This window comes from Pseudomonas multiresinivorans (assembly GCF_012971725.1).
GTDB lineage: Bacteria > Pseudomonadota > Gammaproteobacteria > Pseudomonadales > Pseudomonadaceae > Pseudomonas > Pseudomonas multiresinivorans.
The window spans coordinates 4,521,727-4,534,609 of sequence record NZ_CP048833.1 but is presented as its reverse complement, the minus strand read 5'-3'; the positions used below and the strand labels follow the sequence as shown (position 1 = coordinate 4,534,609).

The following is a 12,883-nucleotide window of genomic DNA, read 5'->3' as shown; positions in this document are numbered from 1 at the left end:
TGATCGACAGGCCAGCCAGCACAGAGACGGGGCATGTTCGCGAGCAAGCTCGCTCCTGCCAGGAGCGCTGCTCAGCTGGATTGTAGGAGCGAGCTTGCTCGCGAACAGTTCAGACGGAGTGGCGAGGCCTTGGCCTACGTTGCGGGGCTTGGCAAAGCAGGCCGGCCGAAGGGAAGAAAGACGGAGTCTGCGCGCACGCCAAGGCAGCGCAGACACGCCCAATCAGAAGAGCAGAAAGCAAGGCCGACAGCGCTGGCCTGCAGGAGCGCCTCTAGGGGCAGTCAGAAACAGGATCAATGCAAAATCAGCTTCCGCTCCGCCCATCCTCGTGCGGCTCGGTCAGAGCCCGGCGGTACTTGGCGTACAGCTCATCGGACATGTTGCTGGTCCCCAGCATCTTCAGCGCGAAGGACTTCACCTGTTCGTTGCTGTAGGGCTCCTGCTGCGGCGCGGGCTGACTGGCGCAACCCACCAGCCACAGGGGCAGGGTCAGGGAGAGAAGGGCGAGGGCACGGTTCATGGATTCACACGCAGGCTGGTTCGGGATGGTTGTCAGGCTATCAACCGCTCGAGGTGAGCAGAAATCATCCCGTTCGATAGTGGGTATCGTTTCTGGCAACTTCGGACGCTTTTGTCTGACGGAAAGTTCCCTACCTGCGGTGTTTTACGGCGAATGCAGATATGCTTTCCGGCTGTTCATCTCTCTTCAGGACTCCCTCATGAAAGCGCAACTCGTCGAACTCCTTACGCTGATCAGCTCCGGCTGCCTGGCGGAGGAAGAGATCCAGCAGATCGCCGACGAGGCCTCGCAGGCCTATGCCGATCCGGCCGCCTTCCTCGCGGCCAATGCAGACATCAACTACGACGACAGCTTCCCCATTCCCCTGGGCGAATGGGTCGTGGTCGGCAGCCTGCCGGAAATCGTGCTGTTCATGGGCGACAGCTACGAGGAGCTGTTCGGTGAGATCCGCGCCTCCTTCGACCCCAGCGTCAATTTCGTGCTGCAGGCCAAGCAATTGCGCAAGGCCGAGCCGCTTGCCGCGCTGAATCGCATCCAGACCCAGCTCGGCGCGCTGTACCCGGAAAAGGGCGGGTACGTGCTGGTGGACTTCAGCGAGCCGCTGGATACCGAACTGCAGTGCGTGCTGGTGTATCGAAACGACCTTGAGCGCGTCATGGCACTCTGCGTGGAAATCGGCATTCCCGCCATGCCAGCGTTGCAGGCCGCCCAGGAAGCGGATCAGGACTGATCCGGCTGGGTCATCAGGAGCAGGGCGGCCAGGTCCACCAGGGTCTGGCCGCCGATGCAGCGCGAGGGCAGGTCTCCCTGCTCGATCCAGCGTTGCACAATGGCTTGGCGATCGCCCAGGCCGATCAGCTGTGCAAAGCGCTGCGGCGTCACGTAATAGCCACCCGCGAGCAAGTCCGGGGTGAATCCTCTTCCCTGCTTCATCTCGTGTCCCGCACCATCATGCCCCTTGATCCACGGGCTTGCGCCTCGGTCTGGATAGCCAATTTATCCTAGTAGTTGGGGTGTTTTTCGAGGCCTTCGCAGTCTCGGAGATGGACGACACATGATAAAGAAACGTTTCCTGTTCACCGCAGGAGAGAGACTACGGGCACTGCGCTCGCTGACAGGGCAGTCGCGCCGCGCCTTCGCCGAAACGGTCGGAATGAAGGCCAAGGATGTGGAGAACATCGAGTACGGCAACCAGCGCATGCGGGACCTGGACTTCCAGAAGGTCTGCAGCGTGTACCCGGATTTCAGTCGCTGGATCACCTATGAAGGGCCGATCGATCCGGCCGAGGTGAGCTGGAAGGTGGAAGACTCCGCGCAGCGGGCAGCGGTCTACCTGGTGAAGCGCAATCCGCAACTGTTGGCGACGGCGGGTCTCAGTCTCGAAGAATGGCAGGCCAGGCATCACGCGATGCTGGAAAGCCTGGACGAGGAGGAGCGCCAGCTCCGCGAGGATGCACCCGAGGTGTGACGCCGAGGGTCAGCCTTTGCTGCCGACGTTGCGCAGGTACGTGATCACGTCCTGTGCTCCGGCCTCCTGCAGTCCTTGGCCGAAGGCATCCGACGCCGGATTGTCCCTGGGCAACAGGAGGCTCTCCGGGGTTTCCGAGTTGAACAGGCCGAAGCGCGCGTAGGGCATGCCGGTTTCCAGCAGCAACTCCATGAAGGCCGCGTCGCTCCAGGCCCTGGACGGCATGGCCAGCATGTGGAAGTCGCGCTGTAGTTCATCCAGGACAGCAGCCTGCAACGCGAAGCGCTGGATTCGCGCGGGCAGGACGATCTCCAGCCCGCGGCGGCGGGCATAGACCACCGCGTTGGCCAGTTCGCAGGGGTGATTGTCGTCGTCCCAGAACAGACGCTCGCCGTGCCAGCCTGCACTGCGTAACTGCAGTTGCGCCTTGCGCTCGAAACCGGGCAGGGCCACGCCCAGCACCTTGGTGAAATCGTTGTAGCTGATGATGCGCACCTTGCGGCACTGCTCGCAGTTGGAAAGCTCCTCCAGCCCTGCAAGCGGGCTGTCGATGAGGCCGCGGCAGCACAGGCCGTCGATGCTGCGCATGTCGACTGCGGGATGTTCCTCGTGGTGGCTGCTCACCAGGCGCTTGAGTACGGCATGGATGCGCGCCTTGTCTTCCTGCACGGGACCGGAGAGCGCTCCGCGCGGCAGGTCGATCAGCCGGTACAGTGGCGGCCCGGACTGCCAGCCGAGGCCGGCGGGCCAGTCGGGTAGCGGTTCGAAGGGCAGGGACAGGCTCCGGCTGCGTTCGACGATGTTCCGTCCATCGGCGTTGCCGATGCCCAGGCGTTGGGCAAGGGCAGCCAGCCGACTGGTCACGCTGCGGGGGCGAGGTGGTTGACTCATGGACGACGCAAGACTCCCGATGGCCGACTGGTCAGTGCAGGAAGCGCCGGGCCGGATGCGCGGCGTGTTGCCCTAAGCATAGAAAACCCTGGCGCCGTTGGGCGCATGCGTTGTGGCAAAATTCTTTCCTTCACTTCCGGGAGGCCTCCATGGCTTGCGTTGTGCTGGATATTTCTCTGTCGGCGGACCGGCTGCAGGCGCTCTATCGCGGGTATGCCAACCGGGTGCAGGTACGTAGCCGCGATGGCCGGCAGGTCAACCTGCCTGCTCATCACCTGCGTCCATTCGTCACTCACTCCGGAGTGCACGGTAGCTTCGAGCTGGAATTCGATGATTCCGGGCGGCTGCTGGCGCTGCGTCGCCTCGCCTGAGCGAGGGCAGGCTGGCTATAATAGCGCCCCATTTTGCCGACCGATGCCCGACCATGTACAGCCTGGCCCGCGAGCTCCTGTTCAAGCTCTCCCCGGAAACCTCCCATGAATTGTCCATCGACCTGATCGGTGCCGGTGGCCGCCTGGGCCTCAATGGCCTGCTGACGCAGGCGCCCAGGAGCCTGCCGGTGAAGGTGATGGGCCTGGAGTTTGCCAACCCCGTGGGGCTGGCGGCCGGCCTGGACAAGAACGGCGATGCCATCGATGGCTTCGCCCAGCTGGGCTTCGGTTTCGTCGAGATCGGCACCGTTACCCCGCGTCCGCAGCCGGGCAACCCCAAGCCGCGCATCTTCCGCCTGCCGCAAGCCACCGCGATCATCAACCGCATGGGCTTCAACAACCATGGCGTCGATCACCTGATCGAGCGGGTCAAGGCGGCGAAGTACAAGGGCGTGCTGGGCATCAACATTGGCAAGAACTTCGACACTCCAGTCGAGCGCGCGGTGGACGACTACCTGATCTGCCTGGACAAGGTCTACGCCCACGCCAGCTACGTCACGGTCAACGTCAGCTCGCCGAACACCCCCGGCCTGCGCAGCCTGCAGTTCGGCGATTCGCTCAAGCAGCTCCTCGAGGCGCTGCGCCTGCGCCAGGAGGACCTGGCCGTGCAGCATGGCCGCCGCGTGCCCCTGGCAATCAAGATCGCTCCTGACATGAGTGACGAGGAGACTGCGATGGTCGCCGCCGCGCTGATCGAGTCGGGTATGGACGCGGTAATCGCTACCAACACCACCCTGGGCCGCGAAGGCGTCGAGCACCTGCCGTTCGGCAACGAGGCGGGTGGCCTGTCGGGCGCTCCGGTGCGCGAGAAGAGCACGCACATCGTCAAGGTGCTGGCTGGTGAACTGGGTGGTCGCCTGCCGATCATTGCTGCCGGCGGTATTACCGAAGGCGCACATGCTGCGGAGAAGATCGCCGCGGGGGCGAGCCTGGTGCAGATCTATTCCGGCTTCATCTACAAGGGCCCGGCGCTGATTCGCGAAGCGGTGGACGCCATTGCGGCGGCCAGGCGGGCGTAAGGACAGGTAGCAGAAATAAGTAGGGCTCCTTTCGGAGCCCTTGGGCTTGCGCCCTTTTCCGCCCGGATGGGGCGGCTTGGGGAAGTCGTGGGTGACCCTGGATTCAGCCTGTTGCGTGCTGCAATTGGTTCACTCGTTGAATACCGGCGGCGCCGGTCAAACCATCCCAGTTGTCGCCGCGGCCCTCACGCCAGCCGTTGAGCCAGGATTGCCGGGTGGTGGGATGGGTAAACGGACAGAGGTCGCGAGATTTTCCAGTAATGCCGTGCTGATAACCGCGCAAAAAGGCTCTTTCCAACGGATCACGCTTAAGTCTTCTCATAGGGTGTAGCCCTCACTTGTTGACTGTTATGTCCCGTTGGCCCCCCAGGGAGGCCGGGCGGAATGTTCCGCCAAATGGGGCGCATTGCCGGCGTGACGCGCCCCGCCCGACACCATTGCGGTGAAGGATTACCCCGAGTTCTATCGAAAGGTTCCGGGGCTGTGAATGACCAATTTGTCATAAGGACGTAACTCTTATGGGTTCAAGCCATAAGGTTCGCCCGGTTTGCAAAATGCCAGTACGGCATAACCCCCCAGGGGCGGGAGCTTGCCGAGGATCAAGAGGAATGTGTGTCTAATTGAGACCATCTCTCGTTCCGACGAGTGGGATGACTTTCTGCGACGCGAGGCCGCAGGCCGGTTCGCCGGTCCATCCCTGAAAATGAATACACGGGTCACCTTGGTCGAATAAAAAGGTGGCCGACAAGGCCGTAAGCGGCTTTGCTGAAAGGGCTGCGGCCCAGGAACTATTTGCATGGCGGATTTGCACGATCTCTTCCTCACCTGCCCGAAAGGGCTCGATGGCCTGTTGCTGGAGGAAGCCCAGGCTCTCGGGCTGACCGAGGCGCGCGCCCAGGTTTCGGCCATTCGCGGCAAGGGCGACCTGGAGACGGCCTACCGTCTGTGTCTCTGGTCGCGCCTGGCCAACCGTGTGCTGCTGGTGCTGTCGCGCTTCCCGGTGAGCAATGCCGAAGACCTCTACCTGGGCGTCAACGCCGTGTCCTGGAGTGACCACCTGGAGGCCGATGGCAGCCTGGCGGTGGAGTTCAGCGGCAAGGGCTCGGGCATCGACAACACCCACTTCGGTGCGCTGAAGGTCAAGGACGCCATCGTCGATAACCTGCGCGCCGAGTTCGGCAAGCGCCCGACGGTGGACAAGGTCAATCCGGATATCCGCGTGCACCTGCACCTGGATCGTGGCCAGGCGGTACTGTCGCTGGACCTCTCCGGCCACAGCCTGCACCAGCGCGGCTACCGCCTGCAGCAAGGCGCCGCGCCGCTGAAGGAAAACCTCGCCGCAGCGGTGCTGATCCGCGCCGGTTGGCCGAAGATCGCCGCTGAAGGCGGCGCACTGTCCGACCCTATGTGCGGCGTCGGTACCTTCCTCATCGAGGCCGGCCTGATTGCCGCTGATGTGGCGCCGAACCTTAAGCGCGAGCGCTGGGGTTTCAGCAATTGGCTGGGCCATGTGCCGGCGATCTGGAAGATGCTGATCGACGAGGCCCAGCAGCGCGCCGAAGTCGGCCTGGCGAAGACCCCGCTGTGGATTCGTGGCTATGAAGCCGATCCCCGCCTGATCCAGCCGGCGCGCAACAACATCGAGCGCTCGGGACTGGCCGAGTGGATAAAGATCTATCAGGGCGAGCTGGCGACCTTCGAGCCGCGTCCGGACAAGGGCCAGAAGGGCCTGATCATCTGCAACCCGCCCTACGGCGAGCGCCTGGGGGATGAGGCCAGCCTGCTGTATCTCTACCAGCATCTGGGCGAACGGCTTCGCCAGAGCTGCCTGGGCTGGAGTGCCGGGGTGTTCACCGGTGCGCCGGAGCTGGGTAAGCGCATGGGTATCCGCAGCCACAAGCAGTACGCGTTCTTCAACGGGGCGCTGCCGTGCAAGCTGATCATGCTCGACGTGGAGCCGCGCCAGTTCGTGACCGGCGAGCGGGGCGAGCGCAGCGAAGCGTCACCGGTTCAGGGCGCCGCGGTGATCGAGCAGGCTCGCCTGAGCGAGGGCGGGCAGATGTTCGCCAACCGCCTGCAGAAGAACGTCAAGGCGCTGGGCAAGTGGGCGCGCAAGGAAAAGATCGAGTGCTACCGGGTGTATGACGCCGACATGCCTGAGTACGCCCTGGCAGTGGACCTCTACCGTGACTGGGCGCACGTGCAGGAGTACGCGGCACCCAAGTCCATCGACCCGGAGAAGGCCCAGACCCGCCTGCTCGATGCACTGGCGGCGCTGCCACAAGCCCTGGGCATTCCCACCGAGCGCATCGTGATCAAGCGTCGCGAGCGCCAGGCCGGCAAGAAGCAGTACGAGCGGCAGAATGCCGAAGGCCGTTTCATGGAAGTGGAAGAGGGCGGCGTGAAGCTGCTGGTCAACCTGACCGACTACCTCGACACCGGTCTGTTCCTCGACCACCGCCCGATCCGTCTGCGCATCCAGCGCGAGGCCGCGGGCAAGCGCTTCCTCAACCTGTTCTGCTACACCGCCACGGCCACCGTGCATGCGGCCAAGGGCGATGCACGCAGTACCACCAGCGTCGACCTGTCCAAGACTTACCTGGACTGGGCACGGCGCAACCTGTCGCTCAACGGCTTCTCCGACAAGCAGCGCCTGGTGCAGAGCGACGTGATGGAATGGCTGCGCGAAGACCGCGGCGAGTACGACCTGGTCTTCATCGACCCGCCGACCTTCTCCAACTCCAAGCGCATGGAAGGGGTGTTCGACGTGCAGCGTGACCATGTCGAACTGATCGACCTGGCCATGGCGCGGCTGGCCAAGGGTGGGGTGCTGTACTTCTCCAACAACTTCCGCAAGTTCGAGTTGGACGAAGGGTTGTCGGCGCGTTACCAGGTCGAGGATATCAGCGCCCAGACGCTGGACCAGGATTTTGCCCGCAACAGCAAGATCCACCGCGCCTGGCGCATCATCGTCCGTTGAAGTCCCAACGGCGCGCGGCAGGGGCCGTGCGTCGCGCGGGCCCTGGGCAAATGGCCATCGGCTGCTATAAAAACTGAGTAAACCCTGAGACCGGGATTCCACATGACTCAGTTGCCGGCCTACGAGCAGTTGCCCGTTGCTCAGGGAGTCGTCAGCCAGAAGAAGGCTCTGCGCGCCGCCGGCCTGGTGCTGGCGGCAGGTCTGCTGCTGACCGCCCTGCTGGGCTGGAATGTCTGGCGTAACGCCCGTGTAGCCCTCGAGCAGCAGTTCTCCCTGGCCGCCAATGAGCGGATCGATCGGGTCCGCGAGCGGTTCACGCTGCAGCAGAGTGAGCTGGAGTCGATCCAGCGCTTCTTCGAAAATTCCAGGTCGGTCTCCAGGGAGGAGTTCGAGCATTTCGTCAGTCCCCTGCTGGGCGACACCCTCGGCTATGCCTGGCTGCCCCATGTGGCGCAGCACGACCGGGAGGCTTTCGAGGCCCGCGCTCATGCTGCCGGGATGCTCGATTACATGCTGTTCGAGCTCGACCTGCAGGGGCAGCCTATTCCCGCGCAGGTTCGGGACTATTACTTCCCCGTCCTTTATGGCGCCTCCGAGTATCTGGAGGAAATGCCGCTGGGCCTGGATCTCAACTCGACATTGCCAGGGCGCGAGCTGGCCCGGCGCGTAGTGAAGACGCGCGCCGTTGCGGCCTCTATCCCGGTGGTCCTGCCCGGCGCGCCGCCGGCCGATTCCACCGGGGTGCTGTTGGCAGCCCCCTTCTACCGGACCAGCGTGACGCCCAGCCCAACGGCGGAAACCCGGGTCGGAATCCAGGGCATCCTGCTGGCGGCCATCAGTTACCGGCTGCTCATCGAGCAAGGCGCGGAAGGGCGCGAGGAGCAACTGGCCCTGACATTGCGCGATGCCGGCGACCTGCGCCCGGATGTCCCCCTGTATCGAAGCCCGGTGTCCCCCGACCAGACGGCAGGGTTGGTGGCCGAGCGCCACCTGGCATTCGCTGGTCGCGACTATCTGGTGCGCGTCGAGCCATCCAGCGACTTTCTGCGCCGCAACCAGGGGCATCCTCAGCTGTGGGTGATCTTCGCGGGCGGGCTGACCTCACTGTTGCTCGCCGGTTATGTCCTGATCCTGCTGGGCCAGCGTCAGCGGGCGCTGCAACTGGTGGGAGAGCGCACGGCCGAACTGCGCGCCAACCAGCTGGAGCTGCAGGAGAACCAGGCGCGCCTGCATTTCGCCATGGACAGTGCCGGTCATGGCGTATGGGACTGGAGCCTGGATAGCGGCAGCGTCTTCTACTCCCACGCCTGGAAAGCGATGCTTGGCTACCGCGACAGCGAGGTGGGCACCACGACCGACGAAAGCCTGAGTCGCGTCCATCCGGATGACAAGGTCGCACGTTGCGAGGCGTTGCGCCGGCATCTTCGCGGCGAGACTTCGCTCTACCAGAGCGAACATCGGTTGCGTTGCAAGAGTGGGCGCTGGCTCTGGGTGCTCGATCGCGGGCAGGTGGTGGAGCGCGACAACGACGGCGCGCCGCGACGCATGATCGGCACCCAGACCGACATCAGTTCGCGCAAGGCCGCCGAGCTGGAGCTGGGCGAGGTGAACAGCCGTCTGCACGGCCTGCTCGATGCGGCGACCCAGGTTGCCATCGTGTCGACCGACCTGCGCGGGTTCGTGCGCAGCTTCAACGTGGGGGCCGAACGCATGTTCGGCTACAGCGCCCAGGAGGTGATCGGGAGGCCGGTGCCGGAGAACGTCTTCGTCAAGGACGAAATCCGCCGTCGCGCGCAGGATCTGTCGAGCATCCTCGGCCGTGAGATTCGCGGCTTCGAAGTGGTCGGAGCATTGGTCGGCGAGGGGCACGAGGAGCACGAATGGACCTGCGTGCGTCGAGATGGCCGGCAACTGAAGATCAATCTGATCATCACCGGGGTCCGCGATTCGTCTGGCAGCACCACCGGTTACCTGGGCATCGCCACCGACATCACCCGGCGCAAGGAAGCGGAGCTGGAGCTGCGGCGCCTTTCGGTCACCGATGCGCTCACCGGCATCCACAATCGCCGTTATTTCAAGGAGCAACTGGACCAGGCCATGGCGCGCTGCTCGCGCAGCAGCGAGCCGCTGTCGCTGGTGATGTTCGACATCGACCACTTCAAGAATATCAACGACCGCTTTGGCCACGAGGCGGGGGATATCGTGCTGGTGACCTTGTGCCAGCGCATTTCCCAGCGCCTGCGCAAGGTGGATGTGTTCTGTCGCCTGGGAGGCGAGGAGTTGGTGGTGCTCTGTCCGGGCAGCACCACGGAGCAGGCCTGGCAACTGGCCGAGGCGCTGTGGCAGGCACTGCGTGGTCAGCCGATGGAGGGAGTGGGCGTGGTCACCGCGAGTTTCGGCGTTGCCTCCTGGTGCCCTGGGGAAAGCGCCGATGATCTGATGCGCAAGGTGGACCGTGCGGTCTATCGCGCCAAGCGCCTGGGGCGCGACCGTCTGGAGAAGGTCGAAGCCTGATGCGAAAACCCCGGCCTGTTGGCCGGGGTTTGCGTTGGATCAGTGCTTGGTGCTGCTGTAGAGGTCCAGCAGCACCTGGTCTAGGATCGACGAGGCGCCCCAGGGGCGGTTGCTGTTTAGGATTGCCACCACCACCCAGGTACGGCCGTTGGCATCGCGGCTGAAGCCGGCAAGTGCGCGTACGGTGTTCAGGGTGCCGGTCTTCACGTGGGCCTCGCCGGCCATGGGCGTGCCGCGCAGGCGTTTGCGCATGGTGCCGTCCTTCGCCACGATCGGCAGCGAGGAGATGTACTCGGCAGCGTAGGGGCTGTGCCACGCGGCTTGCAGCATGGCAGCCATCTCGCGAGCGCTGACGCGCTCGTCGCGGGACAGGCCGGAACCGTTCTCCATCACCAGGTGGCTCGCGGTAATGCCCTTGCGCGCCAGCCACTGGCGGATCACCCGCTGCGCGGCCTGGGCGTCGTCTGCGTCGGCGCCGTTGCGGTACTGGCGACCGACCGAGAGGAACAGCTGGCGGGCCATGGTGTTGTTACTGAACTTGTTGATGTCGCGGATGATTTCCACGACGTCCGGCGACATGGCGCGGGCCACCAGGGTGGCGTTCTTCGGTACCGCGCCTTCACGGTCCTTGCCGAGGATGCTGCCGCCCAGTTCCTGCCAGATGCCGCGCACGGCACCGGCGGTGTAGGCGGGGTGTTCGAGAAGGGACATGTAGGTCTGTGCGCTGCAGCCTTGCGGAATCTGCCCGGTGGCGACCAGCGAGGTGCCGTCGAACTGGGTCACCGGGTTGAAACGCAGCTTCGGCCAGGCCGGGCAGGCGGCAGCCTTGCTCACCTGAATCTGGTTGTCGATGCGCACATTCGCCAGCGGCGGGTCCATCAGCACGGTGGCTTTGCTGCCCTCGGTGCGGATTACCAGACGCACGCTTTTCAGGTTGACCATCAGCGAGTCGGGGCCGACCAGGAACGGCTTGTTGTCGTCGCCGCCGTCGTCATTGAACACCGGCAACTGCGGAATGTTGAAATAGCTGCGGTCCAGCACCAGGTCGCCGGTGACCTTGAGCACGCCGTTGGCGCGAAGGTCGCGCATCATCAACCAGAGTTTCTCCAGGTTCAGCTTCGGATCGCCGCCGCCCTTGAGATACAGATTGCCGTTCAGCACACCATCCTTGAGCTGGCCGTCGGTATAGAACTCGGTCTGCCATTGATAGGTCGGGCCGAGCATCTCCAGTGCTGCATAGGTGGTGAACAGCTTCATGGTTGACGCCGGGTTCACCGAGACGTCGGAGTTGAAATAAGTGGCGTTACCGGGGCCTTCGAGCGGAATCATCACCAGCGAGAGAGCATCATCGGTGAGCTTGCTGGCTCTCAGCGCCTTCTGTACGCGCTCGGGCAGGGTGGTGTTGATCTGGGCAACGGCCGGTAAGGCGAAGGGCAGCAATGTAGCGAGAGCGAGGACGCGCAGAGACTTGAACATAGAAAAGATGACATCCCAGTGGTCGGGCATTGACTTGATAAAATGAAAAGATGAAGCGCAACACTACAGTTGAAGTACTCCCTGTTGGACTGGGAGATGCGGCACATTATGCCGCAAGCCGTTCCAGTATGCGCAGGCCTTCGAGCGCCGGTCGTCTCGACGAGATACCGCGTGACTGTCCTGGCGCAAGTTGTGTATTTGGTTCAGGCACACTTGTTCATCGAGTGACGAAGCCCTCATGAGGAGAGATTCAGATGGCCACCCATCGTTCCCGTCGTTTACGCAAGAAGTTGTGTGTCGATGAGTTCCAGGAGCTCGGTTTCGAATTGAGCTTCAAGTACCGCGAGGGGAAAGGCGAGGGCTCAATCGGCGATTTCATGAAGCGCTTCGCCGCTGGCGCTGTGGAGCCCAATGACCTTGTCTACAGTGGGTGCGATGAGTACGGCTTCATCTGTCTGGCTCGGCGTGGCTCGGTGAGCAACGAGCAGCGCGAGCTGGTCGAGGGCTGGTTGAAGCAGCAGCCTGAGTTGGCGGAGTTCACCGTCAGCCCGTTGATCGATGCCTGGTACCCGGACCAACCGGTCAATCCGCCCGCTCGTTGAGCTTGAGGCTCTCGTCCGCTTCCAGGACTTGCATCAGCTTCCATTGGTCGAGAGGTTTCGGCAGGCAGGCCAGGATGGGGAGTCCGCGTGCCCTGAGCCTCTTTAGCTGCGCCTGCAACTCCTCTTCGTCGCGGCCACTGAACAGGACTGCGTGGAGAATCGTGCCTGCGTTGGCTAGTTCGCAGGCCAGGTCGATTCCATTGACGTCCGGCAGGTTGATGTCGCAGAGCAGCAGGTCGAATGGCGCGCTGCGACGTGCGCACGCTTCGCGCGCTTCCGTGGCGTCCAGTGCAGGAGTCAATCTGAAGAAGCCCAGGCGGTTCAATTGCATCTGGGTGGCGATTAACTGGAAGGGATGATCTTCGACTACGAGGATGCTGAGTTTGTTGTCCTGCACGATGCGCTCCTTGAACACTCTGGATGCAGTTGATGAACTTTGCTGAAGGTTCTCCAGGGGAAGACGTTGAAGCCTGAGTAATGTTCTTGTTGAACTTTTAGTATGTGTCTGGATGTGTGTGTGAAGGTTTTAAGGTTTTTCTTGATATGATTGATGGTATGTGCCCTGGTCGAAAGTTCAGATTGATTTTTTATGAATTTATATCTGAAGTTGTGCTGATTGAGGCGCGCTTGTTGCCCAGTTAGGCTGGTCTTCGATTAGTCAAGATATTATCTGTTGCACTGTTCTGGATGGGTTCCAATTCTTGTAGGAAGTGCCAGGTTTTATTCAGTGTCCGGCGCTTGGCGGGTGAAAACGATAGCCAACAGGCTTTGCCGTGGAGACCTCCATGATGGATTGGGTTGAGGCCTGGCACTTACTGCCGCACAGGTCGTGGAATCGACTGTCCCTCTGGGTCCGGAAAGGCCGATGCAGAGATCTTCGATCAATTTTTCGCGCCCTGCACGCCAGCATGGTGGAGAAGGCTGTCCATTGTTACCCGCAAACAAGGAAGAATGCATACCAGCAACCAGCTAGATGGAGTAT

13 protein-coding genes are annotated in these 12,883 nt (G+C 62.9%); 7 read left to right on the top strand and 6 right to left on the bottom strand.

Annotation, left to right across the window (positions count from 1 at the left end; genetic code table 11):
- Window positions 1-304 precede the first annotated feature (304 nt).
- Window positions 305-520, bottom strand: a complete 216-nt coding sequence (locus G4G71_RS20570) for a hypothetical protein (RefSeq protein WP_054909201.1) — start codon at window positions 518-520, stop codon at window positions 305-307.
- Between the two features lie 199 nt (window positions 521-719).
- On the opposite strand from G4G71_RS20570, the gene G4G71_RS20565 reads away from it, so the two are divergent.
- Window positions 720-1,250, top strand: coding sequence for a hypothetical protein (locus G4G71_RS20565; RefSeq protein WP_169939778.1), 531 nt, complete (start codon window positions 720-722; stop codon window positions 1,248-1,250).
- Here G4G71_RS20565 and G4G71_RS20560 read toward each other — a convergent pair.
- Window positions 1,241-1,453: a MerR family transcriptional regulator gene (locus G4G71_RS20560; protein WP_169939777.1), complete on the bottom strand. Its 213-nt coding sequence runs from the start codon at window positions 1,451-1,453 to the stop codon at window positions 1,241-1,243. The two genes, G4G71_RS20565 and G4G71_RS20560, sit on opposite strands and share 10 nt — an antisense overlap.
- A 121-nt stretch (window positions 1,454-1,574) precedes the next feature.
- Between G4G71_RS20560 and G4G71_RS20555 the strand changes: the two genes are divergently transcribed.
- A complete protein-coding gene (locus tag G4G71_RS20555) occupies window positions 1,575-1,988 on the top strand; it encodes a helix-turn-helix domain-containing protein (RefSeq protein WP_240964821.1) in 414 nt (137 codons plus the stop codon).
- 9 nt (window positions 1,989-1,997) lie between these two features.
- Here the strand turns inward: G4G71_RS20555 and G4G71_RS20550 are convergent, their stop codons facing one another.
- On the bottom strand, window positions 1,998-2,879 hold the full coding sequence (locus tag G4G71_RS20550; RefSeq protein ID WP_169939776.1) for a DUF6685 family protein: 882 nt from the start codon (window positions 2,877-2,879) through the stop codon (window positions 1,998-2,000).
- Window positions 2,880-3,028: 149 nt separating this feature from the next.
- Here G4G71_RS20550 and G4G71_RS20545 point away from each other — a divergent pair, with 149 nt between their 5' ends.
- Window positions 3,029-3,250, top strand: a complete 222-nt coding sequence (locus G4G71_RS20545) for a DUF2835 domain-containing protein (protein ID WP_169939775.1) — start codon at window positions 3,029-3,031, stop codon at window positions 3,248-3,250.
- Window positions 3,251-3,303: 53 nt separating this feature from the next.
- Complete coding sequence (locus G4G71_RS20540) at window positions 3,304-4,329, top strand: quinone-dependent dihydroorotate dehydrogenase (protein WP_169939774.1); 1,026 nt, start codon at window positions 3,304-3,306, stop codon at window positions 4,327-4,329.
- Window positions 4,330-4,432: 103 nt separating this feature from the next.
- Here G4G71_RS20540 and rmf read toward each other — a convergent pair whose 3' ends face one another.
- A complete protein-coding gene (gene rmf / locus G4G71_RS20535) occupies window positions 4,433-4,651 on the bottom strand; it encodes a ribosome modulation factor (RefSeq protein WP_081519407.1) in 219 nt (72 codons plus the stop codon).
- Window positions 4,652-5,125: 474 nt separating this feature from the next.
- On the opposite strand from rmf, the gene rlmKL reads away from it, so the two are divergent.
- Window positions 5,126-7,309 (top strand): bifunctional 23S rRNA (guanine(2069)-N(7))-methyltransferase RlmK/23S rRNA (guanine(2445)-N(2))-methyltransferase RlmL, encoded by a 2,184-nt coding sequence (gene rlmKL / locus G4G71_RS20530; protein WP_169939773.1) that lies wholly within the window; start codon window positions 5,126-5,128, stop codon window positions 7,307-7,309.
- Between the two features lie 102 nt (window positions 7,310-7,411).
- Entirely contained in the window at window positions 7,412-9,823 is a 2,412-nt protein-coding gene (locus tag G4G71_RS20525; RefSeq protein WP_169939772.1) for a sensor domain-containing diguanylate cyclase, read from the top strand.
- Between the two features lie 39 nt (window positions 9,824-9,862).
- On the opposite strand, the gene dacB is transcribed toward G4G71_RS20525, so the two are convergent.
- The gene (gene dacB / locus G4G71_RS20520; RefSeq protein ID WP_024765085.1) at window positions 9,863-11,299 is read right to left on the bottom strand and encodes a D-alanyl-D-alanine carboxypeptidase/D-alanyl-D-alanine endopeptidase; all 1,437 of its coding nucleotides are present in this window, start codon (window positions 11,297-11,299) and stop codon (window positions 9,863-9,865) included.
- Between the two features lie 254 nt (window positions 11,300-11,553).
- Here dacB and G4G71_RS20515 point away from each other — a divergent pair, with 254 nt between their 5' ends.
- A complete protein-coding gene (locus tag G4G71_RS20515) occupies window positions 11,554-11,901 on the top strand; it encodes a YggL 50S ribosome-binding family protein (protein WP_169939771.1) in 348 nt (115 codons plus the stop codon).
- Here the strand turns inward: G4G71_RS20515 and G4G71_RS20510 are convergent.
- Entirely contained in the window at window positions 11,882-12,298 is a 417-nt protein-coding gene (locus tag G4G71_RS20510; RefSeq protein WP_169939770.1) for a response regulator, read from the bottom strand. The two genes, G4G71_RS20515 and G4G71_RS20510, sit on opposite strands and share 20 nt — an antisense overlap.
- Between the last annotated feature and the right edge of the window lie 585 nt (window positions 12,299-12,883).